We start from the raw sequence: 26,643 nt of genomic DNA, 5'->3' as shown, positions 1-26,643 counted from the left end.
GAGGCTGATGCTCATGCGGGTCGTCGTCTGGCTCGTCGAGGGGACCTGGCCGGCCTGCGTGGACGCCGTGCGCACGCACGCGCCGCAGGCGACCGAGGTCGTGCTGCTCCACGTCAGCGAACCCGGGGTGCCCGGACTGGCGCACGGCGCCTTCGCCGGGCTGCTCGGCCGGGGGCACGCCGAGCGCGATCCCGGGAACCGGCTGGAGGATCTCGGCGCCCGGTCGGCGGCGCGGCTGCTCGACGCGGCGGCCGAGCGCCTCGGCCGCCCCTGCACCCGCCAGGAACGCCCCGGGCGCACGGAGCGTGAGGTGGTCGCCGCGGCCGAGGGCGCCGATCTGCTCGTGGTGGCCCGGGACGGCGACCGGGCCCGGCTCGGACCGCACAGCCTGGGCCGGGCCGGGCGGTTCGTCGTCGATCACGCGCCGTGCCCGGTGCTGCTGATCTGGCCCGAGGCCACGCCCGCCGTCACGACGATCCCGCCGCCTCCCCCGCATTCTCCGGATCCCCCGCATTCTCCGGATCCCCCGCATCCCCCGCACTCCTAGCGGTGCCCTTCCGGTAGGCGCCCGGTGGAGTCCCGTAGCGCTGCCGGAAGACCCGGCTGAAGTGGAACGCGCTGGTGAATCCGGAGGCCGCGGCCACCCGTTCCACCGGGAGCTCGGTGGCTTCCAGGAGCCGGGCCGCGTGCAGCAGCCGGGCCTCGCGCAGCGCCCGCATCGGGGAGCGGCCGAGTTGCTCGGTGAACAGGTGGGCGAACCGGGACGGTGAGAGCGCGACCGCCCCGGCCAGCGAGCGGACGGTGTGGTGCGCGCCCGGGTCCGCGGCGATCACCGCCTCCGCGTGACGGACGCGGGCGTCGAGATCGGGGCGGCGGCGCTCCACGCGGGCTGCGGCGAGCAGCACGACCTCCTCCAGGGAGCACAGGGCCAGCTCCCGGGCGGCGGTGCCGTGCGCGACCGCGACCTCGCCAGGGGCGGGCTCCGCGGCCTCGGGCGGCGGCCCGTCTCCCGTCCAGCGGGCGTCGGCGAGCATCCGGCGGAACGCCGCTTCGATGCGTTCCCGGGCGGGCGCGGGTCCGACGGCGTACAGGCCGTCGTCGAGTGCGTGGGGCCGCAGCCATCCGGTCCAGGACGGGCGGGCCTGGCAGTGCGCCCACCAGAACGCCCAGTGTCCGGCGCCGGGTTCGACGGCGTAGCGCTGCGGCACGCCGGGCCCCAGAACCACCAGATCTCCGGCGCCGGCCACCGTCCGGGCCGCTCCCTGCCGGAGCCGTCCCCCTCCGCCCGTCGTCCAGGTGAACAGCCAACTGTCGCTGCCCCGAGGCCGGTTGACGCGGTATCCCGGTCCCTGGTCGAAACGACCGACGGTCACCAGGCCCGGCGGCGGGGACGGGGCAGCAGGCTCGGGCAACTCCTCAGCACGCACGGGCATCCCCCAGGAAGGCTCGTCGACCTAGCGTGAAACACCTGGGACTCCGGTGGGAAGGGACGGTCGGATGACAGTCACGGACATGGGCGGGCCGCGGTGGTCGGACTTCGAGGAGAACGGGTTCGTGGTGATGCGCGGGCTGTTCACCGTCGCCGAGATCGACGAGCTGTGCGCGGAGTTCGCGGCCCTGCACGCCGCCGGGCCGGTCCCGGGGCACTTCGAACCCCGGGCCACCGGGGCCGCCGGGACCGGCGGTCCGGAGGATCCGCTGGCCGCCCATCCACGGGTCATGCATCCGCACCGCATCAACGAGCTGTCCCTGCGTCGCCTCCTCGATCCCCGGTTGCGGCGGATCCTGGAGACCCTGCTCGGCGAGGAGGTCCTGGCGGCTCAGAGCATGTTCTACTTCAAGCCGCCCGGGGCCCGGGGGCAGGCGCTGCACCAGGACAACTTCTATCTGCGGGTCGAGCCGGGCACCTGCGTGGCAGCCTGGATCGCCTGCGACACGATCGACCGGGAGAACGGCGGCCTGGAAGTGGTGCCGGGCACGCACCGCATGGACCTGTTCTGCCCGAAGGAGGCGGACGCGGAACTGTCGTTCGTACGGGAGTACGTCCCGCCGCCGGCCGGTCTGGCCGTCGTGCCCGTCGACATGGCACCGGGCGACGTGCTGTTCTTCAACGGCAGTCTGGTGCACGGCTCCGGGCCCAACCGCAGCGCCGACCGCTTCCGCCGCTCCTTCATCGGCCATTACGTCGGCCGCTCCACCCATCACATCGGCCGCCACTACCCCACGCTGACGATGGGCGGGGAGCCCGTCGCCCTGCCCGAGAGCGAGGGCGCGGGGCCGTGCGGCACGGAGTTCGCCCCGGCGGCACCGCACTGATGTCATTCCCCCGGCTCGGGCAGCGCGTCGCGGAGTTGGGCACGAGAGGTGATGCCGAGCTTGGGGAAGATCCGGTAGAGGTGGAAGCCGACCGTACGGGGCGAGAGGAAGATCCGTTCGCCGATCTCCCGGTTGGTCAGGCCCGCGGCGGCGAGGCGGGCGATCTGCAGCTGCTGCGGGGTGAGTTCGGCGAGGCTGTCCGCGGAACCGACCGACGGGCTCGCCGGAGTGACACCCGCGGCGCGCAGTTCGGCGCGGGTGCGGTCCGTCCAGGGGCGGGTGCCGAGCCGTTCGAAGACCTCCAGCGCCGCGGCGAGCAGGGGGCGCGCCTCCACCGCGCGGCGCCGGCGGCGAAGCCACTCGGCGTAGTCGAGGCGGACCTGTGCCCGTTCGAAGGGCCATCGGTCGCCCGCCGGGTCGGCCAGGGCCGCCGTGAAGTGCCGTTCGGCGTCGTCCGGTTCGGCGAGCAGGGCGTCGGCCCGGTGCACGATCGCGGTGAGTCGCGCGGACGTCTCGCCCTCGGCGAGGCGCCGCCTGGTCGTGTCGAGGACGAGCCGTGCGTCCTCGGCCCGGCCGGTGCGGACGGCGGCTGCCACGAGGTCGGCCAGGTAGTAGTCGGAGGCGTGGAAGTGCAGGGGCTCGGGCTCCGGCTGCCGGGTGTAGACGGCACGGAAGCGGTCGTAGGCCGCCGCGTGGTCGCCCTCCGCGAGTGCGGCGGCGCCCAGCGCGTAGTGCGTGCGCACCTGGAGGCTGCGGCAGTTGGGCAGGTCGATGCCGTGCACGGCGCGTTGTACGGCGGCGCGGGCCTCTTCGGTGTCGCCGCGCAGGGCGAGCAGGGTGGCGCGGAGCACGGGCGCTCCCACCACCACGTTCTCCAGTCCGCCTTCGGCGGCCAGGCCGTACGCCTCGTCGAGAGCCGCACGGGCCTCGGTCCAGGACCCGCTCTCGTAGAGGGCCAGCGCGAGGGCCTGAGCCACGGTGGCGTTGGCCCCGGAGGTCGGGGAGCGGCGCAGATGGTCCATGGCCGCGCCGAGCAGCCGTATCGCCTCGGCGGTCTCGTCCAGGACCCAGGCCGTCCCGCCCAGGACGACCATCCGGGCCAGCGGGAGGTCCAGTTCCGGGCGCGCTCTGGGCTCCGCGAGGGGATCGGTCCAGGCGCGCGCGAACATCGCGAGGGCTCGCGCCCGGTTCCGCAGCGGATCACAGCCGGCGAGGGCCCAGAGCCGGCCGATCTCGTCTTCCTGCGGCGGCACTCGCTCCGCGATCCGCAGGATCTTCTCGCGGTGCTCCGGGGCGCCGGAGTTGTACGCGGGTGTGGTGGCCGTCGTCAGGGCGTCGAGGGTCAGTACGGGGTCCTCGTCGACGGCGGCCTCGGCGACCGGCAACAGGAAGCCGAGCGAGCCCGCGAACCGGGTGGTCACGGCGAGCGCCCAGCCCGCCCGGAGCGAGGCCTCGGCGAGGAGGGCCGGTTCGTCGGTGAGGGTGGCGACCTGGGTGCTGAGTTCGCCGACCCACCGCGGGTGACCGGCGTACATCGCCATGGTCGCGGCCCGTACCAGGCGCCCGGCGCGGACGGTGGGGTCGGGACTGAGCCGCGCCGCGCGTTCGAGGGCCGTCGCGGCGGCCGCGTAGCCGCCGCGACGCTGTGCCCGGGCCGCGCTGTCGTCGAGTTCCCGGGCGGCCTCCTCGTCGACGCCGGAGGCGGCGGCCGCGTGGTGCCAGGCACGGCGGTCGGGATCGCCGACGAGGACGTCGGCGAGCGCTCGGTGGGCTGTGTGGCGTTCGGCGTAGGTCGCGGACCGGTAGACCGCGGAACGTATCAGCGGATGGCGGAAGCGGACCCGGTCGGCGTCGACGCGGACGAGTCCGGCGCGTTCGGCGGGCAGCCAGTCGTCCGGGGTCGCCCGGTCTCCCACGGCCGAGAGGATCACGGGCAGCTCGGCACTCTCCGCGGCCGCCGCGTAGAGCAGCAACTCACGGGTGACCGGTGGAAGTTCGGGAAGGTCCGCGGCGAAGATGGCTTCCAGCCGGTCGGTGAGGGGCAGCGCGTCCTCGTGGGCGGCGGCCGGGTCGCGCGCCACGGCCCGGGCGAGTTCGACGAGGGCGAGCGGGACACCCGCCGCCTGTTCGAGGACGCGGGAGCGGGCCCGACCCGCGGGTGGCCGGGGCTGATGGTCGAGGAGCCGTCCGGCTGCGGCCGGGTCGAGCGGCTCGATCGACAACCGATCGACCTGACCGTCGAGTTGCGCGGGTACGGCGGTGTCGCGCGCCGCCAGGAGCAGGGCGACCGGCTCGCCTTCGAGGCGTCGGGCCATGAAGGCCAGAACGTCGAGGGTGCCCAGGTCCAGCCAGTGGGTGTCGTCGATCACCAGGAGGAGCGGGCCGTGCTCCGCGACGTCGGAGAGCAGGGTGAGCGCGCCGAGCGAGGTCAGCAGGGGGTCGGAGACCGTCGGCGTGCCGTCGTCGAGTCCGAACACGCCGAGCAAGGCGGCCCGCTGGCGTGCGGGCAACCCCTCGGCCAGGTCGAGGAAGGGTCGCAGCAGCTGGTGCAGTCCGGCGAAGGGGAGGCCCGACTCGCCCTCGCTCCCCCGGCAGCGCAACACCCGTACCCCGGACCGGCGGGCCATGCGGGCGGCGGCGTCGAGGAGGGCGCTCTTGCCCGCGCCGGGGCCTCCCGTCATCAGCAGGGCCCCGGTCCGCCCCGTCGTGAGAGCGTCCACCAACCGTGACAGCAGAGCCAGTTCGTGGTCCCGGCCGACGATCCACTCGTCACCGAGCGGCGTCATGACTCGGACCCGGGGAACGCCTCGGAGGTGAAGGCGAGGAGGGCATGGGCGACCGCGCCGGGACTCTCCAGGAGCATCTCGTGCGTACCGTCGATCCCGACGACCCGCACGGTGGTCCGCCGCCCGGCCAGTTCGGCGAGGTCCCTGGCGAGCCCCTTCCCGTACGCCGTCATCAGTTCGTCGAACCAGGGCAGGCCGGGGGCGGGCGGTACGGGTCGCGCGGCCCGTCCGAGCAGCAGTGGGCGCCGCGTCCGCGCGAAGGCGTCGAACAGGTCGAAGAGGTCGAGTGCGTCGACGGCGGCCAGCATCTCCAGCACGAGCGCGCGTTCGGGGTGCACCACCAGCCGTCCGTCGGGCGCGGGCCGCACGCTGCGCAGCAGGCCGGCCTCCAACAGCTCGTAGGGAATGCCCAGTCGGTCGGAGAGTGCGCGCTGCTCGGCGAGCAGGTCCTTGAGGCCGTCCGCCGGCAGCGGTCCGCCGGACACCGTCGCGGTCGCCGACTCCCGCACCTGGGTGAGGCGCTCCTCGACGTACACCGGGTCGAGGCCCACGTACTGGTCGGGGCGGCCCCAGCCGTATCCGTCCAGGTTCACCGCGCCGGGCGTGACGTCCGGATGCTCCAGCCCGTACCGTACGGCGATCATCCCGCCGAGCGAGTGCCCGACGGGCAGCGCGCCGGGCAGGTCGTACCGTTCGAGCACCGCCTCGATGTCGTCCAGTACCCGGGGAAGACTCCAGGTCCCCGACGGTGAGAGACCGTGTCCGCGCAGGTCCACGGCGAGCACCCGGTGCCGGGGGACGAGGAGGGGGGCCACGGCGGCCCAGTCGGCGAGCGTACGCCTGGCTCCGTGCAGCAGAAGCAGGGGTGGGCCGTCACCACCGTGGTCGTGTACGGCCAGTTCGATGCGGTCTCCGGTCATGTCCTGACAATACGGCGTGGGTCAGGGCTCCAGGAGCAGATTGAGCGTCGGCAGGGGGCCGCCCGGGAACTGCTGCAGCCGTCCGCCGGACGCCAGCGGGCCCAGATTGATGACCGCCCACCCCACCCGATCCGCCAGCCGCGTGACGCGCTCGTTGGCCCCGGGGTGGTTTCCCGAGAGGAAGATCACCCGCCGTCCGACAAAAGTGCGCGGATCGGAGCCGAGCACCGCCGGCGTCAGGGTGTTGAACGCCTTCACCAGCCGTGCTCCGGGGACGAGTTCGGCGACGACCTCGCTGGAGGTGCGGCCGTCGAGGTCGGCGACCTTGAAGTCGGGCGGTCCGAGCGGGTTGGTGGTGTCGATGACGATCCGCTCCTGCCAGTCGAGGACGTCCGCGGCGGCCACCGCCTCGCTCAGCCGTCGCCACGGCACGGCGAGGACGACGATCTCCTCCTTGGCCGACTCCGCGACGGTGGCGGGCGTCAGGGCCGGGCCGATCGAGGCGGCGAGGTCCCGCAGTGACTGCGGTCCCCGGCTGTTGCTGATGACGACCTGCTCGCCCGCCGCCACGAACCGATAGGCGAGGGCCCGGCCGATGGCTCCGGCACCGATGATTCCGATGGGCATGAGGTGTCCTCCTCCTTGAGTTCCGCGGCTACGACAACAGGGTGACGGTCAGCATCACGCCGCAGGTCACGGCGGCGCTTCTGTCATGTGACTGGGCCGGGTCCGCGACCCACGCGGGTGTCGCGGGGGCCGCCTTGACGCGGGTGTCGTCCAGACGATGTGATCCTGAGGTGCCCAGGCGCCGCGCCGGGCACGCAGAGGTGCGCCCAGCCGGTAGCGGACACCGTTCGAGTCCGGCCAAAGTCGCCAGGACCGCGGGAGCGTCCGAGGCGGGGTCGTACCCGCGATCGAATGGAGCCGACATTCCCGCCCAACGTGTTTCCCGCGTCACCGGCCTGGGGGCGGCCGCCGCCCTGGTGGCGCTCGCGACGCTGGTGAGCTGTACGACCGGGTCTGACGAGGGGACGCCACCCCAGCAGGGTAAGGCCTCCCCGTCGAGCCCGGGGACCGTACAACTCCCCCGCTCCACGCGGGCTTCGACTACCAGATCGGCGGCGCCTATCCACCACCGTCCGACGTCCGTATCGTCAGCCGCGATCGTTCGGACTCGCCCGCGCCCGGCGTGTACAACATCTGTTACGTCAACGCCTTCCAGGCCCAGCCGGACGAGTCGAAGGCGTGGCCGGCCGATCTGCTGCTGCGGGATGCGCACGGCACGGTCGTCGTGGACCACGACTGGAACGAGGCGCTCCTCGACCTCCGCACGCCGGCCAGGCGCAAGCGGGTGGCCGCGCGGGTCAACCGCTGGATCGACGAATGCGCCGACAAGGGATTCGACGCCGTCGAGCCTGACAACTACGACAGCTACACCCGTTCCGGCCATCTGCTGACGGCGAACGACGCCACCGCGTTCATCACGCTCCTCTCGGCCCACGCACACGCCCGGGGGCTGGCCATCGGGCAGAAGAACACCTCGGAACTGGCCGGGCTCAGGTCGAGGACCAAGCTCGACTTCGCGGTGGCCGAGGAGTGCGGCCAGTACGACGAGTGCGGCACGTACGCAAAGTCGTTCGACGACCGGGTGATGGACATCGAGTACACCGACAGCGGTCTGCGCAAGGCCCTCGCGAGCTACGGGGGCCGGCTGAGCATCGTGCGGCGTGATGTGCAGGTGTCGACGCCGGGCAGTGCGGAGTACGTCCGCCGGACGCGCTGACGGACGCCGCCGCGGCCCGCGAGGGATCACCGTGCATACTCGCACCGAAGCCGGGTGGATTCCGGATGAGCGGGTGCGCACGGAGCGGACGTATCAAAGGGCATGTCGACATCCATGGCCAGCAGGCAGGGCGACCACCTGCCCACGAGCACCGTCAGACCGCCGGTCCGGTTCGAACGGCTCCGGCGGCACCGGCGGTGGCTGCTCGCGCTGGCGGTGATCGCCCTGCTGGCCCAGATGGCGGTCGCGATGGTCACGGCGGCCGCGCAGCAGACGCCGACGATCGACGAGCCGGTGTACGTGGGCACGGCGGAGACCTATGTGCGGGAACACAGCCTGCACTTCAACCCCGAGCATCCCCCGCTGGGCAAGCTCATCATCGCGACCGGACTGGTGTTCGCCCATCCGCATCTGGATGCCCACTTCACGGGTGATCAGACCGCGCTCGGGCGGCGGCTGCTGTACGAGTCGGGCAACGATCCCTGGCGGGTGATGCTGTGGGCGCGGCTGCCGGTGATCGTGCTGACGCTGCTGTTCGGTCTGGTCGTCCTCGCGTTCGCCCGTGAACTCGTCGGCGCCGTGGGCGGGTTGGTGGCGCTCGCGCTGTACGCGTACTCGCCCGACGTCATCACCAACGGCTCGCTCGCCACACTCGACGTACCGGCGGCCGGATTCCCGCTGACGGCGGTGTGGCTGGTGTGGCGGGCCCGACGTCGGCGGCCCCTGCTCCACCTCGCTCTCGCGGGGGCGGCGCTCGGCGCGGCGCTCGCCACCAAGATGAGCACCCTGCCGGCGGTGCCGGTGCTGCTGCTCCTGGTGTTCCTCTCCTTCTGGCAGGCACGCCGCACGCCGGGCCTGGGCCTGCGCGCGCAACCGCGGCTCGTCGGCCTGGGTGTGGCGATGGCGGCCGGTACGGCACTGGTGGCGCTCGCCGTCCTCTGGGCGACCTATCTCGTCGTCGACCCGCACCTGCGTTGGACGGCTCCCGCGAACCTCCCGGCCGTGCACGGTCTGCGTGGGCTCGTCATCGACTGGCTGCCGGTGCCCCGGCCGTACCGCGACGGGATGCGGATCCAGTTCGGCTTCGAGAACGACGTGTGGACCGGCTTCCTGTTCGGACGGCTCTACCACGGCTCGCTCTGGTACTACCTGCCGGCCGCGCTGCTGGTGAAGACACCGCTCGGCATGATCGCGCTCTGGCTCATGGGCCTCGGCGTGATGGCCGCCCTGCCCCGGCTGCGGCCCGCCGCCCCGTACGTCCTGCTCCCCCCGGCCGCCCTGCTGGCCGTGGCCATGACCGGGTCCCGGGACCTCGGCGTCAGATACGCCCTCTTCGTCCCGGTGTTCCTGGCGGTGGCGGCGGCCGGGGTCGTCGCCCTGCGCCGCCGCTGGGCCCACCTCGTCACGGCGGCGCTGGTCGGCTTCGTCGCGATCAGTTCGCTGCGCGCGTTCCCGTACTACCTGCCGTACTCCAACGAGGCGTTCGGCGGACCCTCGCAAACCCGTCTGCGGCTGCACGACTCGAACGTCGACTGGGGGCAGGACCTGGGCCGCCTCGCCGACCGTCTGTCCGAGCGGTATCCGCACGAGCGGGTCTGGCTGGTCTACAAGGGCAGTGGTGTGCCCTCGTACTACGGGATCGAGGCGGCCGATCCGCGCAAGGTGCCGCCGAGCGAGGTGCACGGACTGCTCGCCGTGTCGGACACCGCCGTCGCGAAGGCCGACGGCCGTCTGGCGGCGCTGCTCCACGGCGCCACGCCCGTCGACGACGTCGGCCATTCGATCACGATCTACCGCCGCGCGTGACCCCCAGGTGTCACGCGCGAGAAGCGAGCAGGTCCAGGGCCGCTCCCCAGGGGAACTCCGCGCGCAGACCGTCCTGCCCCGGCTCCCCGGAGTAGCGGCCGCCGAACCGGACACCCATCCCGCGCAGCCGCTCGACGCTCCCCGGTACGCGGGGTGTGCCGCCAGCGCGTCGCTCACACAGGGGAGTACAGCGATGGGGACGTGGAGACCGTACGCCTCGTTCAGCGTGCCGAGCGCGAGGGTGTCGGATACCCCGGCCGCCCACTTGTTGACGGTGTTGAAGGTGGCCGGGGCGACGGCCACCGCGTCGGGGGCCGGGAAGGGGCGCGGGTCGCCCGGGGCCCGCCAGGCGGACCTGATCGGGCGACCGGTCTGCGCCTCGACGGCCGGCGCGTCGAAGAAGCCCAGCCCCTGCGGGGTGGCGATGACGCCGACCTCCCAACTCCGTTCCTGTGCCGTGGTGATCAGTTTGCTGATGTCCCGCGCGACAGCGGCCGCGCACACGACGACGTACAGGAAGGGCCTTTCGGCGTGTTCGGTCACGAGGGAACCCTAGTGAACACACGGGATCGCCGGTGGACGCCCGGGGTGCCTAGTGGACCGGGAAGGTGTCCCCGCGTTCGGCATCCGGGCGCGGGCCGAAGATGCGGCGCTCGTGCTCCTCGATGCGTACGTCGTTGATGCTGGCCTCGCGCCGGGTCATCAGCCCGTGCTCGTCGAACTCCCACAGCTCGTTGCCGTACGACCGATACCACTGCCCGTCGGCGTCGTGCGACTCGTACTGGAAGCGGACGGCGATGCGGTTGCCGCCGAAGGCCCAGAGGTCCTTGCGCAGGGCGTACTCGTGTTCGCGCGCCCACTTGGCGGTGAGGAGTTCGACGATCTCGGCGCGGCCGGTGACGAAGGTGTCGCGGTTGCGCCAGACCGAGTCCTCGGAGTAGGCGAGGGCGACCTTGTGGGGATCACGGGTGTTCCAGGCGTCCTCGGCCGCCTGGACCTTCTGGACCGCGGTCTCGCGGGTGAAGGGCGGGAGGGGCGGGCGTCCGTTCATGGGGGTGTCCTTTCAGGTACACGCGCATCCGGTCCACGCGCATCACATGAGTGGAGAACGCGCGTTCTCACTCATGACTGCTAACGTAGAGAACGTTGGTTCTCACGTCAAGGAGCAGCCCCGCATGGACAGCACAGCCGCCCGCGAACAGGCTCTCGCCGCCGCCCGGGAACAGGCGTTGGACGCCGCGGAGGAGCTCTTCTACGCCCGTGGCATCCAGACCGTCGGCATGGACGACATCCGCGGCGCCTCGGGGGTCTCCCTCAAGCGGCTCTATCAGCTGTTCCCGGCGAAGGAACTCCTCGTCGAGGCGTACCTCGAGCGGCGCGACGTGCGCTGGCGGCAGCGGCTGGCCGAGCACGTCGACAGGTACGAGGAGCCCGGACGGCGGATCCTGGCGGTGTTCGAATGGCTGGGGCAATGGTTCGCCGAGCCCGGCTTCCGCGGGTGCGCCTGGATCAACTCCTACGGCGAACTCGGCGCGACCTCACCCCTCGTCGTCGCCCAGGTCCGCGGTCACAAGGGAGCGTTCAAGGACTACCTGGGCGGCCTGGTGACCGACTCGGGACTTCCCGGCGCCCTCACCGACCAGCTGTTCCTGCTGGCCGAGGGCGCCATGGTCACCGCGGGCATCACACGAAGCACGGCGCCGGCCGAGCAGGCGGCCGACGCGGCACGGGCACTCGTCGAGGCCCAGCGGCGATAGAGCCGACGCTCGACGGGGACGGCGGGCTCGCGCCCGCCGTCCCCGCCCAGTGGTCTCGGTGCTCGTCGAGTGGTCCTCGGCGTTCGTCGAGTCGTTCTCAGGTCTCGTCGTGTGCTCCTCAGCTCTCGGAGACGGTGATGGCGCCCACCGGGCAGGCCCGCGCGGCCTCCCGGACCAGCGGGTCGCCGCCGCCGTCCTCTCGGCCCGGCAACAGCGCGCTGAAGCCGTCGTCGTCCTGGGTGAAGACGTTCGGCGCGGTCAGCGCGCACTGTCCCGCGCCGATGCAGACGTCCTTGTCGATGGCGATCTCGATGCTCATGGCCGCCAGCCTCTTACCAGGTCACGGGGAGTTCCAGCATCCCCTGGATCGTGTCTCCCGCTTTGAAGGGGATCTCGTCCGCCGGCACGGCCAGACGCAGTCCGGGCAACCGGTCGAAGAGCGACAGCAGGGCGATCTCCATCTCGGCGCGGGCGAGGTTCTGGCCGAGGCACTGGTGGATGCCGAAGCCGAACGCGACGTGATGACGGGCCGAACGGTGCCAGTCCAGGGCGTCCGGCTCAGGGAAGGTGCCCGCGTCACGGTTGATGACGGAGGTCGAGAAGACCACGCCCTCGTCGGCGCGGATCGTCGCCCCGGCCACCTCGATGTCCTCGGTGGCCACCCGCAGCAGCCCGTCGGCGATGGACAGGAAGCGCAGCAGTTCCTCCACGGCGGCGGGCATGAGCGTCGGCTCGGCCCGCAGTTCCGCCAGCTGCTCGGGGTGGTGCAAGAGGGTGAACGTACCGAGAGAGATCATGTTCGCGGTCGTCTCGTGCCCGGCGACCAGCAGGATCGTCGCCAGGCTGATCAGCTCCTCGCGGTCCACCTTCCCCTCGCGCAGCTGTTCGTGGATGAGTTCGTCGAGGAGCCCGTCCCCCGGGTCCTTCCACTTACGGTCGATCAGTGCCCCGAAGTAGGCCTCCAGCTGGTCGCGCGCGTCCTGGGTGTCCGCGGCGGTCGGGCCGCGCAGCAGCCTGCGGGACTGCTCCTCGAAGAAGTCGTGGTCGGCGTACGGGACGCCGAGCAGCGCGCAGATCACCATCGAGGGCACCGGCAGCGCGAAGGCGCTGACCAGTTCGGTGGGCGGACCCTGCCGCTCCACGGCGTCCAGCAGCCGGTCGACGGTTTCCTGGATGCGCGGGCGCAGGGCCGCGGTCCGTTTCAGGGTGAAGCTCGGCACGAGCATGCGGCGCTGGGTGTGGTGGGCCGGATCGTCGAGCCCGAGCAGCGCGACCCGCCGGTTGCGGGACTGGGCGAACCGTTCCGTGGGCATCGGGAACGCGGGGCGGGTGCGGTCGGAGGAGAGCCGGGGATCGGTGAGCAGTTCACGGGCGGTGCCGTGCCCGGTGACGACCCACACGTTGCGCCCGTCGAACAGGGAGACGCGCGACAGCGGGTGCGCCTCGCGCAGGGCGTCGTAGGCGGTGGGCGGCTGGTAGGGACACGTACGGTCCTGGGGGAAGGCAACGGGTTCTGTCATGAGTGACCTCGCAAGCGATGGTTCCCTCTTGCCGATCTTCATTAGATGCCCCAGGCACCTATAGGAGCCACGCAAAGTTCGGCCAGATGCCCCGGACGGACCATCTGGCCGATCACCGTCGTCGGTCGGGGCGGTCGCCGGGCTCCCACGGGCCTCGGTCGCCGCCCAGGTGCCGTCCGTACGGCGCGTGTGTGGCTCGATCCAACCGCTACCTCCACGGTACACACCCGCTTTCGGTGGCTCGGTGACGTCCTCGCGTAATTCGCTTGCACGGGCGGCTCGACGGCCCCAGGATCTGCCCATGCCCACGATCGAAGCCCTCCTGCCGCCGACCTCCGCCGCCGCTCGTCCGGTGCGGGTCCAGCAGCAGCCCGGCCGCCCGCGGAGGCCCTCGCTTCCCCGGTCGTGACCGCCGCGCTCGTCGCGGGGCTTCTCGCGGGCTATGGCATCGCCATCCCCGTCGGAGCGGTCGCGACCTATCTCGTCTCCCTCACCGCGCGTACGTCCCTGAGAACCGGCGGGAGCGCCGCGCTGGGCGTCGCGACCGCCGACGGGTTGTACGCCCTGGTCGCCGCCCTCGGGGGCGCCGCGCTCGCCGCCGCGCTGCAACCGGTGCTCGCGCCGTTGCGCTGGACCTCCGCTCTGGTGCTGCTCGCCATGGCCCTACGGGGCGCGGTCGGCGCGGTGCGCCAGTACCGCGAACAGCGGCTCGCGGCCCGGTCCGTACGGGACCCGGTGCGCCCCGCGCGGGCGTACCTGACCCTGCTCGGGATCACCCTTCTCAATCCCACCACCGTGATCTACTTCGCGGCCCTGGTCCTCGGCAGCCGGACGGCCGAGGCGGTGCGCCCCCTGGAGCAGGGGGTGTTCGTGCTCGCCGCGTTCCTCGCCTCCGCGAGCTGGCAACTCCTGCTCGCCGGCGGCGGCGCGCTGCTCGGCCGGGCGCTGACGGGACGACGGGGGCGGCTGGTCACGGGGCTCGCGTCGAGTGCCGTCATCGTGGTGCTGGCGGTACGGATGCTCGTCGCACCATGAGGAGTGGACCTCGCGCACCGGCGGGCCGGGTGCGGATGATGCGCGTCCGTGCTGGTGTTGAATCATGCCGAGACAGGACCAGTACGAGCGACGATGGGACGGAAGTCATGCCTCTTGAGGGTGAGTACGAACCCAGCCCGACGCAGTGGGTGCGTGACCAGGTGGAGCTGTACGAGGGCTCCGGCGGCACCAAGGGGACCACGCTGCTGGACACGGGACTGCCGGTCATCATTCTCACGACCCGCGGTGCCAAGAGCGGCAAGATCCGCAAGACCCCGCTGATGCGGGTCGAGCACGACGGACGTTACGCGGTGGTCGCCTCGCAGGGCGGCGCCCCCAAGCACCCGGTCTGGTACTTCAACGTGCAGTCCGATCCGCACGTGGAGCTCCAGGACGGCGCCGAGCGCCAGGACATGACGGCGCGTGAGGTCACCGGTGAGGAGAAGGCCCAGTGGTGGGAGCGCGCGGTCGCCGCGTTCCCCCCGTACGCCGAGTACCAGAAGAAGACGGACCGCGAGATCCCCGTCTTCGTGCTGGAACCGACGGACTGACCGACCCGGACCGAGATGCCTCGGACATCGGTGCGCATGATCCCTCGCGCGCCGGGCACCCGTGCCTCAGGCCCCGCCGCGCTCCCCCGTCGCGGCGGGGCTTTCCGCTGCCACGTTCCCGCCCGCCGCGTCCTGTAGCGCACCCGCGTCGGTGACGTCCAGGAAGATCTGATCGGCCTCCGGGACGGTGTGGGCGACGGAGCGTTTGATGCGGACGGCGACCTCCTCGACCTCCTCGCTGTCCAGGCCCGGCACGAGGTCGATCCGGGCGGCGACCAGGGTCGAGTCGAGGCCGAGCTGCATGGTGAGCAGCGCCTCCACGCTGTCGATCTCGGGCTGCGCCTCCAGCAGGGCCCGATCCGACGGCTCGCCTCCTCGTCGGCGGCGCGCCCGATGAGCTGTTCGCGCGCGTCCCGGCCGAGCCAGTAGGCGACGCACACGAGGAGCACCCCGATGGCGAGGGAGGCGCAGGCCTCCCACACGACCTGGCCGGTGACCATGTGCAGCACCATGCCGGCGATCGCGAACATGACACCGAGCACGGCGGTGCCGTCCTCGGCGACCACCGTACGCAGGGCGGGGTCGCGCATCCCGTCCGCGCCGCCGCCCTGCCGGCGCACCTGGTGCATCGCCCTGAGCAGGGAAGCTCCCTCGGCGAGCAGGGCGACACCCAGGACCGCCAGTCCGGCCACATAGCCGTGGAAGGACTCCTCGGCGCCGTTCCTCAGCGCTTCGACGCCCTGGAAGAAGGAGAAGCAGCCGCCCATCACGAAGATGCCGACGGCCGCGAGAAGCGACCAGAAGAACCGTTCCTTGCCGTAGCCGAAGGGGTGTCGGTGGTCGGCTGGGCGGCGGCTGCGGCGCAGCGCGGCGAGGAGGAACACCTCGTTCATGCTGTCGGCGACGGAGTGAGCCGCCTCGGAGAGGAGCGCGGGTGAGCCCGCGAGGAGGCCGCCCACCGCCTTGGCCACGGCGATCAACAGGTTGGCGCCCAGGGCGACCAGCACGGTGAGGCGTGTCCTGCGGTCCGACGTGTTCGGTTTCCGGTTCACCTCGGCCGGTTTCCCCGGAGTACCCGCCTCACACTTCGGCGTACACCCACGCCCTCTACCCCGCGCCCGGATTCGGTGACACCGTCGGCCTCGACCGAGAAGGAGGACCAGGTGTCCAAGAAGGTGTCAAAGAAGCCGAGGAAACTCAAACTCCCCCTCGCCTACAAGCCCCTCGGCTTCGCGCTGGGCTGGGCGAGCGGCGCGCTGGCCGGGATCGCCTTCCGGGCGACCTGGAAGGTGATCCGGCACGAGGAGGACGCGCCCGACGCCCTGGACAGGGACCGTGGCTGGGGCGAGGTGCTGCTCGCCGCGGCCCTTCAGGGCGCCTTGTTCGCGGTGGCGCGCAGCGCCGCGGACCGGACGGGCGCCAAGGCCGTCGAACGCTCGACGGGGGTCTGGCCGTCCTCGGACAAGGGCGGGCGGGACTGAGGACCGGCGACCCGCGCGAGCGCGACGTGGCGCGGGTGGGGCCCTCACCCCTGTTTGGGTGTGGTCGACGGCAGGAGGCGGAGGGTGAAGGAGTGTCCTGACGGGTCGGCGTAACCGCGTTCCTCGAACGGACCGGACGGGTCCTTGGTCTCGATCGGGCGCCCGCCGAGGCCGACGATCCGGCGTTCCGCCTCGTCCAGGTCGGCCACCTGGAAGTCCAGGTGCACCTGGAGGGAGTTCTCGGGCCGCGGCCAGCTGGGCGGCGTCGCCATCACGTCGCGGCGGAACGCCATCCGGATGCCGTCGACGCCCCTGATCTCCACACGGTTCGCGGTCGCGTCCGTCTCCTCGGCCTCGATCAGCTCGCTGTAGAAGGCGGCGAGCTTCTCGGGCTCGGCGCAGTCCAGTACCACGACGCCTGCGGTGACCAGTGCCATGTGTCCTCCGTACGGGGTTCCGGGCGCGGGCGGCGGCCGCCCGCTGTGGTCCCGGTTACCCCGTAGGACGAATTCAGTCCGCCAGGAGCCACTCCCCGTCGCGCATGAGGTCGCGCCCGGTGAGTTCGTCGGCCTCGCGCCAGGCCTGCACGCGCCGCGGGCTGATACGGAAGTAGAGGTACGCCGTGGTGAGTCCGCGCGGGTCGAAGCCGGTCTTCTCGGCGAAGGCGTCGCCGACCCCGTCCGGCAGCGCGGCGGACTCCAGCGCCTCGGCGGTTCCCTCGACGAGCACCACGTCACGGGTCGGGCCGATGCCCAGACGCACCTTGCCGGTCGCACGCAGGTTGCGGCCGGTCGGACTGGCGGCCGGGGTGGCGAGCAGCAGGGTCGTGCCGTCCCAGAGGAAGGACAGCGGGATCAGGTACGGCGTTTCCCCGGCGCCGTCGGCCGTGGACACCCAGCAGTCGACGTCGTTCTCCAGCCGGTGGAGGGTGTCGTGCGTGCGTTGCTTCAGGGAGCGGGCGGGCGGGTTCATGGGCGGGCGGACTCCTGATCTTCTGCTCGGGCGTGGGAAGGATCGGCGTGACCGGCGCGCTCGGTGACCTCTTCCAGGCAGGCCGCCGCCGCGGTCAGCAGCATGTCCAGCGCCACCGGATAGGCGCTGCGGCGCATGTCCACCAGCAGATGGCGGGCGGTCGCCGCGATGTGCGGGTGGGTGTCGGCGGGCAGCCGGGCGTACGTCGCCCGCCACACGCCCGCCTCCGCGTCGCGCGCGGCGCGCGGAAGCGCGAGGCTCGCCGCGTCGAGGGCGGCGAAGGCCAGGGACTGGTCGACGAAGGCGTGGTAGATCCGCACCGCGTCCGGGTCCGGGAAACCGGCTCGACGCAGCACGCCGAGGATGGTTTCCACGGCCTCGATCTCGTGGACCCGGCCGGTGACGCGGTAGGAGCTGAGCACCGCGGCCTGCGGATGCGACAGCGCCCCGGCGTGCATGCGCAGGCCGAGGTCCCGCAGGTCGGCGCGCCAGTCCCCGGCGGGGCGCCAGGTGCGCAGGGTGCGGCCGATGAGTTCGTCGGCGATGGCGAGGAGCAGGTCGTCGGTGTCGCGGAAGTACCGGTACAGGGCGGTCGGGTCGGCGCCGAGGGCGAGGCCGAGGCGGCGGACGGTGAGGGCGTCGGCGCCGTGCTCCTTGAGCAGCCGCAGCGCGGTCTCGACGATCAGCTCCTCGGAGAGCACGACTCCGGCCTTGGTGGGGCGCCTGCGCCGCCGGGCGGCGGGCGGGACGACCCGGTCGTTCATGGACGTCATGGACGCTCCCTCCGCTGCCGCGCGGGCTCCGCGCCTCCGCTGCCGCACGGGCTCCGCCTCCGGTGCCGCGTTCCGACCTCCGGTGCGGGCACCTTATGTCAACGGCGTTGACCTGTTAAGCCCTCGGGCAGTTTCATTTCCGGTCATCGGGCCGGAATCAGGCCCCCTGGGTGCGATCGGAGCAGGCCATGACGCAGCAGCCCTACGGTGAGGACCCCCCGTCCCTGCGCAAGTCGCTCGGCGTCGTGGACGGCGTCGCCATCGCCGCCTCCAGCACGGCGGCGACCACCAGCATCGGCATCGGTCTGGGCGTGACGGCCGGCGTGGTCGGGCTGCGTCTGCCCGCCATCATGCTGCTGGCCTTCCTGCCGATCCTCGGGATCGCGGGCGCCTACAGCCGGCTGAACCGGGTCGAGCCGAACGCGGGCAACGGCTATGTGTGGGTGGGCCGTTCACTCACCCCCTGGCTCGGCTTCCTGGTCGGCTGGGTGAACATCGTGGCCACGGTGGCGTTCCTCGCGTACACCACGGCCGTGACCGGCTCGGCGATGCTCCAACTGGCCGGTGAGGCCGGGCTGCACACGGTGGCGGGACTGGTGCTGGACCCGGGTTCCACCGCCCAGACGACCGCGGTGGGCATCGTGGTCCTCGTCGCCGTCACCCTCACCGCGGTCACCGGGGTCAGGACCGCGGCCCGGTTGCAGAGCGGGCTGCTCGTCTTCGAGTACGTCGTGCTGCTGGGCTTCTGCGGCTACGGCATCGTCACCGGTCCGCACCCCTTCCGGCTGAGCTGGTTCGACCCGTTCGCGATTCCCTCGGCGTCGGCGCTGGCGCAGGGGCTGCTGCTGTCGGTGTTCTGCTACTGGGGCTTCGAGGCGGCGTTCACCGTGAACGAGGAGGTGCGCGACCCGCGCGACGCCTCACGGGCCGGGCTCATCACGCTGGTCACCATGCTGGGGCTGTTCCTCCTCGGCTCGATCGCCTTCCAACGCGTGCTGTCCGAGCAGGAGTTGGCCGGGCACGGCGCACAGGGGCTGGCGTTCTTCGGTGACCGGCTCGCCTCCCAGCCGCTGGCCGCGTTGCCCCTGGCGGCCCTGATGTTCTCGGCCGTCGCCTCACTGCAGGCCGGGGTGATCCCGACGGCTCGCGGGATGTTCGCGATGAGCCGGGACCGCACGCTCGGACCGGTGTGGTCCAAGGTCAGCGCCCGGTACGGGACCCCGGCGACCGGAACGCTGCTGATCGGCGCGCTGGCGACGGTGGTCGCCGCCCTCGCCCTGGTGATTCCCCGTCTCGCCGACATGATCATGGCGACGGTGAACGCGGTCGGGATCGTCGTCGCGCTGTCCTACGCGCTCACCGCCCTCGCGGCCGCCGCCCGCTTCCGGGGCCTGCTGCGGGAGGACTGGCGGCAGGGGATACGGGCCGTGGTCCTGCCCTCCTTGAGCGCGACGGCCCTGCTCGCGCTCGGCGGCTATCTCGCCTGGTCCTTCTACACCTCCACCGACCACTTCGAAGTCAGCGCGGACAACGGCTGGTTCCTGCTGCTCACCCCCGCCCTGATGATCGCCTCCGGTTTCCTGGCCGCCGCGTGGGCGAAGTGGGTCCGTAAGTCCCCTTACTTCCGTACGGGACACGGCACCGACGCCGACGCGCCCCAGCTGCTGGCCACATTCAACTAAGGAACGATGCACATGCACGCCGATCTCCTCTTCACCGGCGGCCCGGTCCTCACCCTCGAGAACCACGAGGGTCCCGGGGGCCCCAGGGGCCCCGAAGGCCGCGGCGCGACAGCCGTCGCCGTCACCGGCGACCGGATCACCGCCGTCGGAAACTCCGAGGTCCACGACCTGGTCGGCCCGAAGACGGAGGTGGTCGACCTGGCGGGACGGCTGCTCCTGCCGGGCTTCCAGGACGCCCACGTCCACCCGGTCCCGGCGGGGCTCGAGCTCAGTCAGTGCGACCTCACGGGGGCGAAGACCGCCGAGGAGACCCTCGCCGCCGTACGGGCCTACGCCGACGCACACCCGGAACGGGAGTGGATCACGGGCGGCGGCTGGTCCATGGAGGCCTTCGCCGGCGGTACGCCGACCAAGGAACTGCTGGACGCGGTCGTACCGGACCGGCCGGCGTACCTGCCGAACCGGGATCACCACGGCGCCTGGGTCAACAGCCGCGCCCTCGAGCTCGCGGGCGTCACCCGGGACACGCCCGACCCGGCCGACGGGCGCTTCGAGCGGGACGCCTCGGGCGAGCCGAACGGGATGCTCCAGGAAGGGGCCATGCACTACGTCGGCCGGCACACTCCCCGGGCCACCGCCGCGGACCGGCTCGCCGCACTGCTGCGTGCCCAGCGGGAGCTGCACGCGCTCGGCATCACCGCCTGGCAGGACGCGCTGGTCGGCGCGTTCGTGGGGATGGAGGACCCGTCGGACGCCTATCTGACGGCCGCCCGCGACGGTTCGCTGACCGCACGGGTCGTCGGCGCGCTGTGGTGGGACCGGGAACGTGGGGCGGAGCAGATACCCGAACTCGTCGAACGGCGGGCCGCGTTGAGCCACGGCGGGTTCCGCGCCGACAGCGTCAAGCTGATGCTGGACGGGGTCGCCGAGAACGGCACGGCCGCGCTGCTCGACCCCTATCTGGACCGGTGTGGCTGCGCCACCGCGAATCGGGGAAGAGCTTCATCGATCCGGCTCGACTTCCGTCGTACGTCACGGAGTTGGACGCGCTCGGCTTTCAGTGTCACTTCCACGCGCTGGGCGACCGGGCCGTACGCGACGCCCTGGACGCCGTGGAGGCGGCGCGGAGGGCCAACGGGCGAAGCGACACCCGTCCGCACCTCGCCCATCTCCAAGTAGTGCATCCCGACGACGTACCTCGCTTCGCGCGCCTCGGCGCCACGGCCAACATCCAGCCCCTGTGGGCGGCGCACGAACCGCAGATGGACGAGCTGACCCTGCCCTTCCTCGGGCCGGAACGGGCCTCCTGGCAGTACCCGTTCGGAGCGCTGCTGCGTTCCGGGGCGAGGCTCGCCGCGGGCAGCGACTGGCCGGTCAGCAGCGCCGACCCGCTTCAGGGCATCCACGTCGCGGTCAACCGGGTGGCCCCGGACGGGACCGAGCCGGTGTTCCTGCCGGACGAGCGCATCGACCTGACGGCCGCCCTCATGGCGTACACGGCGGGCTCGGCGTACGCCAACCACCTCGACGACACCGGGAGCGTACGGGCCGGGGCGCTGGCCGATCTCGTGGTGCTGGACCGCGACCCGTACGCCGGTCCGCCGGAGGAGATCGCGTCCGCGAAGGTCGCCCTGACCTATGTGGGAGGTGAGCGCGTCCACACCGCGTCGGGAGCCTGACGCCCCTCGCGGCCGTACGAGTGCGGTCCGGCTCCGGGCGCCAAACCGTACCCGTGGGGCTCACCAGGGATCGAACCCCCCGTCGAGGAAGCGGGCCCGGCAGGCCGCACGGGCCACCTTGCCGCTGCTGGTGCGGGGCACGGAGCCGGGCGGGACGAGCAGCAGGGCGGCGAGCCGCACTCCGTGGCGGGCGGAGACCTCGGCGCGTACGTCGCGCTCCCTCGCGCGGACCTCTTCCTCGGTGGGCTCGATCTCGCGGCGGTGCTCGGCGACCACGACGAGTTCCTCGCCCGTGTCGTCGGCGCGGGTCACGCCGAAGGCGGCCAGCCTGTCCCGGCGGACGAGGTCCACGGCGCTCTGGACGGTCTCCTCGATGTCCTGGGGGTAGTGGTTGCGTCCGTCCACGATGATCACGTCCTTGAGGCGGCCGGTGACCAGCAGCCGTCCGTCGAACAGAGCGCCGTAGTCGCCCGTGCGCAGCCAACCCCCGGGGTCGCGCAGAGTCCGATCGGCGCGCTTCCAGTAGCCGCGCCCGATGTTGGGACCGCGCAGCTCGATCTCACCGACCCGCCCCTGAGACAGCGCGGCGCCCTCGGCGTCGACGATCCGCACCTCCTGGCCGACGGGCGCGCCGCAGGACACGAGCACGGCCGCCGCGCCCGCCCCGTCCTGTGCGCTCTCGATCCGCCCCTCGGCGAGCGCGCCCGCGTCGCACGCCACCGTCGTGGGCTCCGCCGCGGGCGCGTCCGCCGTCACGAACACGGTGGCCTCGGCGAGCCCGTACGCGGGACAGTGCGCCGCCGGGTCGAGGCCCGCGGGTGCGAAGGCGGCACGGAAGCGGTCGATGGTGCCCGGCCGCACCGGCTCGCCGCCGTTGATCAGGGCGCGTACGCGGCCCAGGCGCAGCTCGTCGGCCAGGGCGGGGTCGGTGCGGGCCACGCAGTAGTCGTACGCGAAGTTGGGGGCGGCGCTGATCGTGCCGTCGTACGCGCCCAGCAGGCGCAGCCAGCGCCCAGGGTTCTCCAGGAAGGCCGCCGGGTCCATCAGGACGGAGGGGAAGCCGCCGAGGACGGGCGCGGCCACGCTGAGGACCAGCCCCATGTCGTGGAAGAGGGGCAGCCAGCCGACGGTCGTGGTGGCGCCGGGATCGTCGAGGTCGCCCGCGAAGGCGTCGATGGCCTGGCGGGCGTTGGCGACGACGTTGGCGTGGCTGATCATCACACCGGCGGGGTCCCGGGTGGAGCCCGAGGTGTACTGGAGATAGGCGATGTCGTCGGGGACCGGCGCGGACTCGACCTCGTCGAAGGCGAAGCGCTGGAGGGGGAGCCGGTCGACGGGGACGACCGGTACGGCGGGCAGCGCGTGGTCCAGGACGAAGGCGTCGACCGCGATGACGGTGGCCGAGTCGGTGAGCAGGCAGCCGGGTTCGCAGTCGGCGAGGACGGCCGCCAGTGCGCCCGCGTGACCGGGGAGCCGGGGGCTGAAGAGCGGTACCGCGATCACGCGTGCGTAGAGGCAGCCGAGGAAGGCCGCCACGTAGTCGAGTCCTTGGGGCATGAGCAGTGCGGCCCGGTCGCCGGGCGCGGCGAGGGTCACCAGCCGGTCGGCGACGGATCGGGCACGGGCGTCCAGGGCCCGCCAGCCGAGGGTGCGGTGCTCTCCCGGGGACGCCGTGTCGGGGAAGTCGACGTGACTGAAGGCGCGTTGCTGCGGGCGGTGGCGGGCCCAGTACCGCAGGTGGTCCGTCAGTGGTGCGTCGGCGGGCGGCCGGGCGGGGGTCATGGGGTGGCTCCAACTCGTGCGGACTGAGGGGTTGTTGCCTGGCGGGGTGGGCAAGCAAGGGGGACGGGCCCAGCGTCCGCCGAGGAGTGCCGGTCGGGTTAGACGACGTGTTGACAGTTCGTCACCCGGCTTCTGTCAGTCGGCTGACAAAGACCGGGCCCCGATTCGGCGCCCGGGGCCAATCCGCGGGGGTTCCGGGCCGTCGACCGCCGGTGCCGTCGGGTCCCCGTTGTCACCGAGTGACCATCCACACAGCCACGTCTGTCCGTCGTTGACGGGGCGCGGCTCGTTACTTGCCGGTATCGTCTCCGAGCCCCCGACCGCGCCCGCCGAAGGGAGCCGCAGAGATGACCGGACTCGACACCTCGGAGAGCGAGGACGCGGGCCGCGGAGCGGTCGAGGCGACAGACTCCGTGGCGGACGTGGCGGCCGCTACGGACGTGACGGACGCGGTGGCCGTCCAGGAGACGGACGACGAGCCCAACGGCCCCTTCAAGGCGATCCCTTCGGGCCTGCACCACCATCTCCGGCCGTTCTTCACCGACATCAGGGAAGAGGTAATACGGGCGATCAAGACCGAGATCCCGGAGTACGCGCGCCCGACGGACGACACGTACATGCAGGTCGTGCAGCGGGGTGTCGAGCACGCCCTGCAGGGGTTCCTGGAGCGGATGGCGCAGCCGGACACCGACTGGGAGCCGGTGAAGGAGACCTACCGGCGGATCGGGCGGGGCGAGGCGGACGAGGGGCGCAGTCTCGACTCGTTCCAGTCCGCGCTGCGGCTGGGCGCGCGGGTGACGTGGCGTCGGATCAACGCGCTGGTCGACGCCGAACTGCTGCCGCGCAATGTGCTGGCCGCCTTCGGCGAGGCGCTGTTCCTGCATCTGGACGAGATGGCGGCCGCGACGACCGCGGGCTACACGGAGGCACGGCTGCACCGGGCGGGCGAGTTGCAGCAACGGCGGGCCCGGCTCCTCGATCTGCTCACCGCCGATCCGCCGGCGTCGGCCGAGGCCATCAGCGAGCTCGCGCACACCGCGGGGTGGCCGGTGCCGAGGGCGCTGGCGGTGGTCGCGATCGACCGTGGGCCGCGGCCCACGGCGGCGGCCCGGCCCATCGTGCCACCGGAGTTCCTCGCCCGGTTCGACGTCCGGCCGGCCGTCCTCGTCGTGCCGGACCCGGAGGGGCCGGGGCGGGCGCGGGCGGTCTCCGGGGCGCTGCACGGGTTACGTACGGCGATGGGGCCCACCGTGGCGCTGCACGAGGGCGCCCGGTCGCTGCGCTGGGCGGCCGAGGCGCTGGAGCTGGTGCGGCGGGGCATCCTGCCCGACACGGAGATGGTGCGCTGCCAGGAGCACCTGGCCACGCTCCTGCTCTTCCGGGACGAGGCGTTGGTGGACGCGATGGCCGAACGCCGGCTGAGCCCGCTGGATCGGATGCGCTCGCCGCAGCGCGAGCGGCTCGCCGAGACGCTGCTGACCTGGCTGCAGAGCGGCCACAACGCGAGTGAGGTGGCGGCGCGGCTCGCCGTGCACCCGCAGACGGTGCGCTATCGGATGCGGCAGCTGGACGAGTTGTTCGGCGAGCGGCTCCACGATCCGACGGCCCAGTTCGAGATGCAGCTCGCGCTGCGGGCGCTGACGCTGCGGCGGGCCGCCGGGTCCGGGTGACGGTCATGCCCTGCGGAGTGTGCGGTTGGCGCTCGCGGCGACCGTCGTCGCGAGCGGCCGGCCGAGGCAGACCAGGACCGAGGCCGCCCACCGGAGTCCGCGCGCGGTGAAGCCGTCGCAGTCGCTGCCCCAGGGGCGCCCGGGGCAACCTGAGGCGCCCCGTGACTTCCTGGACAGTCGTCCAGCTATAGTGGACACCTGTCCAGGAAACATGGGTCGAGGGGCACAGTGGGACAACGGTGCCCGAGGGAGCTTGCTGACGATGGAGACGGTCGCGAACGTGCTGGTGGGCCTGGTGGCCGCGCTGCACGCGTACATACTCGTGATGGAGATGTTCCTCTGGGAGAAGAAGCCGGGGCGAGGCTTGCACGGCTTCGACCCGGAGATGGCCCGGGCGACCGCGCCGATGGCCGCCAACCAGGGGCTCTACAACGGGTTTCTCGCGGCGGGCCTGGTGTGGGGGCTGATCGCCGCTGATCCGACCGGGTTCCGCGTCCAGGTCTTCTTCCTGGTGTGCGTCGTGGTCGCCGGGGTGTACGGGGCGCTCACCGCCAACCGGCGCATCCTCTTCGCGCAGGCCCTGCCCGGCGCGCTCGCCCTGGGCGCCGTCCTGCTCGCGCGGTGACGCCCGAGGACCCGCGGGCCGCCCGCACCCGCGAGAAGCTGCGCCAGGCGCTCCTCGCGGAGTGCGCCGAGCACCCGCTGGAGGAGGTCGGCGTCGCCGCGCTGGTGCGGCGGGCCGGGGTCGGCCGGGCCACCTTCTACGTGCACTACGCCGACCTGGAGGCACTGGCCGTCGACGCCTGCGCCGATGTCGTACGGGAGGCCGTGGAGGCGCTGCACGCGTGGCGCGGGCGGCCCGACCCGGTGTCCGCGCCACCGGCCCTGCTCGCGTTCTTCGCCGACCTCGCCCCGCACGCCGGCCTCTACCGCGCGCTGCTCAGCCCGGGTGGGGGCGGCCCGCTCGGGCATGTCCTCCATCGCGACCTGCGCGCCCGCAGCCTGGCCGAGCGCACCCTCGCGGGCGCCGCGGACGCCCCGCTGGTGGCCTCCGCGGTCGCCGCCACGTTCGCGGGGGTGCTCGCCGACTGGCTGCACGGACTCCTTGAGGGCACCCCGGAGGAAGTCGCCGACCAGGTCTGGCAGTTGCTGGTCACCCTGCACGTGAGCCGCTGAGGTCTCACTTGCAGGCCACCCGCTCCTTCGTGGCGGGCCATGCCTCCACTCCGTGGTTCGTGCGTACGTACGCCGTGGCCTTGTCGTCCGTCAGCCAGAGCGCCCAGTCGTGGAAGCGGTATCCGGTGTCGTGCGCGCCTGCGGGCATACGGACGTCCCCCTTGTACGCCGCGGTGAGCAGGTGGCTCCCGAGCACCCCGTGCGGATCGCGGGCGTATTGCCTGACGTCCTTGCGCCCGCCCAACGCGAGGAAGTGGACGCTCTCCCAGTCGCAGTGCTCCGGCCCCGTCGAGCTGCTCACCGTCGTGGTGGGCAGGCGACGGCCGTCCCGGTCGGTCCAGATCTCGAACCTGCTGTCCGTGAAACTCGCGGGGAGTTCGGCCGGGTCGCAGGAGGCGTTGGTCTCCGGTCCCCAACCGGGGCGGTGCGGCTGGTCCTTGGCGACGACTACGGCGACCTTGGTCCTGCCGTCGACGTCGTACGAGAACAGGACGCGGCCCGCCGCCCTGCGCTCCACCCGGTAGCCGTGATCGGGCAGTTCGGGCTGGTCCATGTCGAAGTACGCGTTCAGGCCCTCCTCCGGCGTCGAGCCGCCGTCACGCTCGGCCCACCCGTCGCCCCCGCCACCCGAGTAGATCGGGCCGTCGCACTCCAGGGCCCGGCCTGCCGCACCCGAGCTCTCCTCGAATTCTCGGGCGCTGCCGTCCGCGCTCTCCCTGAACGGCAGGTCCAGCCGCCCCGCGTACGGCGTTGCCGGGGGCGTACCGGTGACGACGAGGTCCTCGCGCACCCCGTCGTCGTCGCAGCCCACCGCCGCCAGTCCCACCAGTGCCACCGCCGCCACGATCCCTCTGCGCATCCCGCCCCCTGTTCGACGCACACTCGCTGTCCCTCCTCCGACGCACGAGGGACCGTGATCGTTCGTACGGGGGACGGTGAGGGATCGTACGGGGA

General features: G+C 72.5%; 23 protein-coding genes and 4 pseudogenes. 13 read left to right on the top strand and 14 right to left on the bottom strand.

Annotated elements, in window-relative coordinates; genetic code table 11:
• Positions 1-13: 13 nt before the first annotated feature.
• Positions 14-547, top strand: a complete 534-nt coding sequence (locus AAFF41_RS44755; protein WP_319750761.1) for a universal stress protein — start codon at positions 14-16, stop codon at positions 545-547.
• On the opposite strand, the gene AAFF41_RS44750 is transcribed toward AAFF41_RS44755, so the two are convergent.
• Positions 468-1,433: a helix-turn-helix domain-containing protein gene (locus AAFF41_RS44750; protein WP_319750762.1), complete on the bottom strand. Its 966-nt coding sequence runs from the start codon at positions 1,431-1,433 to the stop codon at positions 468-470. The two genes, AAFF41_RS44755 and AAFF41_RS44750, sit on opposite strands and share 80 nt — an antisense overlap.
• Positions 1,434-1,497: 64 nt before the next feature.
• On the opposite strand from AAFF41_RS44750, the gene AAFF41_RS44745 reads away from it, so the two are divergent.
• A complete protein-coding gene (locus AAFF41_RS44745) occupies positions 1,498-2,316 on the top strand; it encodes a phytanoyl-CoA dioxygenase family protein (RefSeq protein ID WP_343325872.1) in 819 nt (272 codons plus the stop codon).
• 2 nt (positions 2,317-2,318) lie between these two features.
• Here AAFF41_RS44745 and AAFF41_RS44740 read toward each other — a convergent pair whose 3' ends face one another.
• The 3 genes from AAFF41_RS44740 to AAFF41_RS44730 are packed head-to-tail and all read right to left on the bottom strand — an operon-like array spanning position 2,319 to position 6,649.
• Positions 2,319-5,102, bottom strand: a complete 2,784-nt coding sequence (locus AAFF41_RS44740; protein ID WP_343325871.1) for a helix-turn-helix transcriptional regulator — start codon at positions 5,100-5,102, stop codon at positions 2,319-2,321.
• Positions 5,099-6,022 carry an alpha/beta fold hydrolase gene (locus AAFF41_RS44735; RefSeq protein ID WP_319750765.1) on the bottom strand — a complete coding sequence of 308 codons (924 nt, stop codon included), beginning with the start codon at positions 6,020-6,022 and terminating at the stop codon, positions 5,099-5,101. Before AAFF41_RS44735 ends, AAFF41_RS44740 begins: the two co-directional genes overlap by 4 nt.
• Positions 6,023-6,043: 21 nt before the next feature.
• Positions 6,044-6,649: an NADPH-dependent F420 reductase gene (locus tag AAFF41_RS44730; RefSeq protein ID WP_343325870.1), complete on the bottom strand. Its 606-nt coding sequence runs from the start codon at positions 6,647-6,649 to the stop codon at positions 6,044-6,046.
• A 302-nt stretch (positions 6,650-6,951) separates the two neighbouring features.
• Here AAFF41_RS44730 and AAFF41_RS44725 point away from each other — a divergent pair.
• Positions 6,952-7,805, top strand: a pseudogene (locus tag AAFF41_RS44725) (endo alpha-1,4 polygalactosaminidase).
• 114 nt (positions 7,806-7,919) lie between these two features.
• Positions 7,920-9,611 (top strand): phospholipid carrier-dependent glycosyltransferase, encoded by a 1,692-nt coding sequence (locus AAFF41_RS44720; RefSeq protein ID WP_388412904.1) that lies wholly within the window; start codon positions 7,920-7,922, stop codon positions 9,609-9,611.
• A gap of 10 nt (positions 9,612-9,621) precedes the next feature.
• Here AAFF41_RS44720 and AAFF41_RS44715 read toward each other — a convergent pair.
• Positions 9,622-10,154, bottom strand: a pseudogene (locus AAFF41_RS44715) (flavoprotein).
• Between the two features lie 49 nt (positions 10,155-10,203).
• A complete protein-coding gene (locus AAFF41_RS44710) occupies positions 10,204-10,662 on the bottom strand; it encodes a nuclear transport factor 2 family protein (protein WP_319750769.1) in 459 nt (152 codons plus the stop codon).
• 124 nt (positions 10,663-10,786) lie between these two features.
• Here AAFF41_RS44710 and AAFF41_RS44705 point away from each other — a divergent pair, with 124 nt between their 5' ends.
• The gene (locus tag AAFF41_RS44705) at positions 10,787-11,368 is read left to right on the top strand and encodes a TetR/AcrR family transcriptional regulator (protein WP_319750770.1); all 582 of its coding nucleotides are present in this window, start codon (positions 10,787-10,789) and stop codon (positions 11,366-11,368) included.
• A 118-nt stretch (positions 11,369-11,486) separates the two neighbouring features.
• Here the strand turns inward: AAFF41_RS44705 and AAFF41_RS44700 are convergent, their stop codons facing one another.
• Together AAFF41_RS44700 and AAFF41_RS44695 are read right to left on the bottom strand one after the other, a co-directional pair.
• Positions 11,487-11,681, bottom strand: coding sequence for a ferredoxin (locus AAFF41_RS44700; RefSeq protein ID WP_054234301.1), 195 nt, complete (start codon positions 11,679-11,681; stop codon positions 11,487-11,489).
• Between the two features lie 19 nt (positions 11,682-11,700).
• On the bottom strand, positions 11,701-12,888 hold the full coding sequence (locus AAFF41_RS44695) for a cytochrome P450 (RefSeq protein ID WP_319750771.1): 1,188 nt from the start codon (positions 12,886-12,888) through the stop codon (positions 11,701-11,703).
• Positions 12,889-13,293: 405 nt separating this feature from the next.
• On the opposite strand from AAFF41_RS44695, the gene AAFF41_RS44690 reads away from it, so the two are divergent.
• Entirely contained in the window at positions 13,294-13,923 is a 630-nt protein-coding gene (locus AAFF41_RS44690) for a LysE family transporter (protein WP_319750772.1), read from the top strand.
• Positions 13,924-14,030: 107 nt separating this feature from the next.
• Entirely contained in the window at positions 14,031-14,474 is a 444-nt protein-coding gene (locus tag AAFF41_RS44685; protein WP_319750773.1) for a nitroreductase family deazaflavin-dependent oxidoreductase, read from the top strand.
• A gap of 66 nt (positions 14,475-14,540) precedes the next feature.
• Here AAFF41_RS44685 and AAFF41_RS44680 read toward each other — a convergent pair.
• Positions 14,541-15,526 (bottom strand): annotated as a pseudogene (locus tag AAFF41_RS44680) (cation diffusion facilitator family transporter).
• A 111-nt stretch (positions 15,527-15,637) separates the two neighbouring features.
• Between AAFF41_RS44680 and AAFF41_RS44675 the strand changes: the two are divergent.
• Positions 15,638-15,955 carry a DUF4235 domain-containing protein gene (locus AAFF41_RS44675; protein WP_343325869.1) on the top strand — a complete coding sequence of 106 codons (318 nt, stop codon included), beginning with the start codon at positions 15,638-15,640 and terminating at the stop codon, positions 15,953-15,955.
• A 44-nt stretch (positions 15,956-15,999) separates the two neighbouring features.
• On the opposite strand, the gene AAFF41_RS44670 is transcribed toward AAFF41_RS44675, so the two are convergent.
• The 3 genes from AAFF41_RS44670 to AAFF41_RS44660 all read right to left on the bottom strand — a co-directional run bounded on the left by AAFF41_RS44670 (position 16,000) and on the right by AAFF41_RS44660 (position 17,691).
• Positions 16,000-16,392: a VOC family protein gene (locus AAFF41_RS44670; RefSeq protein ID WP_054234255.1), complete on the bottom strand. Its 393-nt coding sequence runs from the start codon at positions 16,390-16,392 to the stop codon at positions 16,000-16,002.
• A 73-nt stretch (positions 16,393-16,465) separates the two neighbouring features.
• On the bottom strand, positions 16,466-16,927 hold the full coding sequence (locus AAFF41_RS44665) for a pyridoxamine 5'-phosphate oxidase family protein (protein WP_319750776.1): 462 nt from the start codon (positions 16,925-16,927) through the stop codon (positions 16,466-16,468).
• Positions 16,924-17,691: a TetR/AcrR family transcriptional regulator gene (locus tag AAFF41_RS44660; RefSeq protein WP_319750905.1), complete on the bottom strand. Its 768-nt coding sequence runs from the start codon at positions 17,689-17,691 to the stop codon at positions 16,924-16,926. Before AAFF41_RS44660 ends, AAFF41_RS44665 begins: the two co-directional genes overlap by 4 nt.
• A gap of 197 nt (positions 17,692-17,888) precedes the next feature.
• Here AAFF41_RS44660 and AAFF41_RS44655 point away from each other — a divergent pair, with 197 nt between their 5' ends.
• Both AAFF41_RS44655 and AAFF41_RS44650 read left to right on the top strand, forming a co-directional pair.
• Positions 17,889-19,382, top strand: coding sequence for an APC family permease (locus AAFF41_RS44655; protein ID WP_343325868.1), 1,494 nt, complete (start codon positions 17,889-17,891; stop codon positions 19,380-19,382).
• Positions 19,383-19,394: 12 nt separating this feature from the next.
• Positions 19,395-21,061, top strand: a pseudogene (locus AAFF41_RS44650) (amidohydrolase).
• A gap of 60 nt (positions 21,062-21,121) precedes the next feature.
• Here AAFF41_RS44650 and AAFF41_RS44645 read toward each other — a convergent pair.
• The gene (locus tag AAFF41_RS44645) at positions 21,122-22,843 is read right to left on the bottom strand and encodes a fatty acyl-AMP ligase (RefSeq protein ID WP_343325867.1); all 1,722 of its coding nucleotides are present in this window, start codon (positions 22,841-22,843) and stop codon (positions 21,122-21,124) included.
• A gap of 347 nt (positions 22,844-23,190) precedes the next feature.
• Here AAFF41_RS44645 and AAFF41_RS44640 point away from each other — a divergent pair, with 347 nt between their 5' ends.
• The 3 genes from AAFF41_RS44640 to AAFF41_RS44630 all read left to right on the top strand — a co-directional run bounded on the left by AAFF41_RS44640 (position 23,191) and on the right by AAFF41_RS44630 (position 25,689).
• A complete protein-coding gene (locus AAFF41_RS44640; RefSeq protein WP_319750780.1) occupies positions 23,191-24,513 on the top strand; it encodes a PucR family transcriptional regulator in 1,323 nt (440 codons plus the stop codon).
• A 262-nt stretch (positions 24,514-24,775) separates the two neighbouring features.
• Positions 24,776-25,138 carry a DUF1304 domain-containing protein gene (locus AAFF41_RS44635; RefSeq protein ID WP_319750781.1) on the top strand — a complete coding sequence of 121 codons (363 nt, stop codon included), beginning with the start codon at positions 24,776-24,778 and terminating at the stop codon, positions 25,136-25,138.
• Positions 25,135-25,689, top strand: a complete 555-nt coding sequence (locus tag AAFF41_RS44630; RefSeq protein ID WP_343325866.1) for a TetR/AcrR family transcriptional regulator — start codon at positions 25,135-25,137, stop codon at positions 25,687-25,689. Before AAFF41_RS44635 ends, AAFF41_RS44630 begins: the two co-directional genes overlap by 4 nt.
• A gap of 4 nt (positions 25,690-25,693) precedes the next feature.
• Here AAFF41_RS44630 and AAFF41_RS44625 read toward each other — a convergent pair whose 3' ends face one another.
• The gene (locus AAFF41_RS44625; protein WP_319750784.1) at positions 25,694-26,548 is read right to left on the bottom strand and encodes a hypothetical protein; all 855 of its coding nucleotides are present in this window, start codon (positions 26,546-26,548) and stop codon (positions 25,694-25,696) included.
• Positions 26,549-26,643 lie beyond the last annotated feature (95 nt).

Origin of the sequence: Streptomyces mirabilis (genome assembly GCF_039503195.1) — a bacterium.
GTDB lineage: Bacteria > Actinomycetota > Actinomycetes > Streptomycetales > Streptomycetaceae > Streptomyces > Streptomyces mirabilis_D.
Note: the sequence above shows the minus strand (reverse complement) of the source record. Positions and strands in the feature narration are given on the sequence as shown.

Coding starts and splice junctions, on each gene's coding strand:
- AAFF41_RS44755 (WP_319750761.1), top strand. CDS start 14: ATGCGGGTCGTCGTCTGGCTCGTCGAGGGGACCTGGCCGGCCTGCGTG.
- AAFF41_RS44750 (WP_319750762.1), bottom strand. CDS start 1,433: ATGCCCGTGCGTGCTGAGGAGTTGCCCGAGCCTGCTGCCCCGTCCCCG.
- AAFF41_RS44745 (WP_343325872.1), top strand. CDS start 1,498: ATGACAGTCACGGACATGGGCGGGCCGCGGTGGTCGGACTTCGAGGAG.
- AAFF41_RS44740 (WP_343325871.1), bottom strand. CDS start 5,102: ATGACGCCGCTCGGTGACGAGTGGATCGTCGGCCGGGACCACGAACTG.
- AAFF41_RS44735 (WP_319750765.1), bottom strand. CDS start 6,022: ATGACCGGAGACCGCATCGAACTGGCCGTACACGACCACGGTGGTGAC.
- AAFF41_RS44730 (WP_343325870.1), bottom strand. CDS start 6,649: ATGCCCATCGGAATCATCGGTGCCGGAGCCATCGGCCGGGCCCTCGCC.
- AAFF41_RS44720 (WP_388412904.1), top strand. CDS start 7,920: ATGGCCAGCAGGCAGGGCGACCACCTGCCCACGAGCACCGTCAGACCG.
- AAFF41_RS44710 (WP_319750769.1), bottom strand. CDS start 10,662: ATGAACGGACGCCCGCCCCTCCCGCCCTTCACCCGCGAGACCGCGGTC.
- AAFF41_RS44705 (WP_319750770.1), top strand. CDS start 10,787: ATGGACAGCACAGCCGCCCGCGAACAGGCTCTCGCCGCCGCCCGGGAA.
- AAFF41_RS44695 (WP_319750771.1), bottom strand. CDS start 12,888: ATGACAGAACCCGTTGCCTTCCCCCAGGACCGTACGTGTCCCTACCAG.
- AAFF41_RS44685 (WP_319750773.1), top strand. CDS start 14,031: ATGCCTCTTGAGGGTGAGTACGAACCCAGCCCGACGCAGTGGGTGCGT.
- AAFF41_RS44670 (WP_054234255.1), bottom strand. CDS start 16,392: ATGGCACTGGTCACCGCAGGCGTCGTGGTACTGGACTGCGCCGAGCCC.
- AAFF41_RS44665 (WP_319750776.1), bottom strand. CDS start 16,927: ATGAACCCGCCCGCCCGCTCCCTGAAGCAACGCACGCACGACACCCTC.
- AAFF41_RS44660 (WP_319750905.1), bottom strand. CDS start 17,691: ATGAACGACCGGGTCGTCCCGCCCGCCGCCCGGCGGCGCAGGCGCCCC.
- AAFF41_RS44655 (WP_343325868.1), top strand. CDS start 17,889: ATGACGCAGCAGCCCTACGGTGAGGACCCCCCGTCCCTGCGCAAGTCG.
- AAFF41_RS44645 (WP_343325867.1), bottom strand. CDS start 22,843: ATGACCCCCGCCCGGCCGCCCGCCGACGCACCACTGACGGACCACCTG.
- AAFF41_RS44640 (WP_319750780.1), top strand. CDS start 23,191: ATGACCGGACTCGACACCTCGGAGAGCGAGGACGCGGGCCGCGGAGCG.
- AAFF41_RS44635 (WP_319750781.1), top strand. CDS start 24,776: ATGGAGACGGTCGCGAACGTGCTGGTGGGCCTGGTGGCCGCGCTGCAC.
- AAFF41_RS44625 (WP_319750784.1), bottom strand. CDS start 26,548: ATGCGCAGAGGGATCGTGGCGGCGGTGGCACTGGTGGGACTGGCGGCG.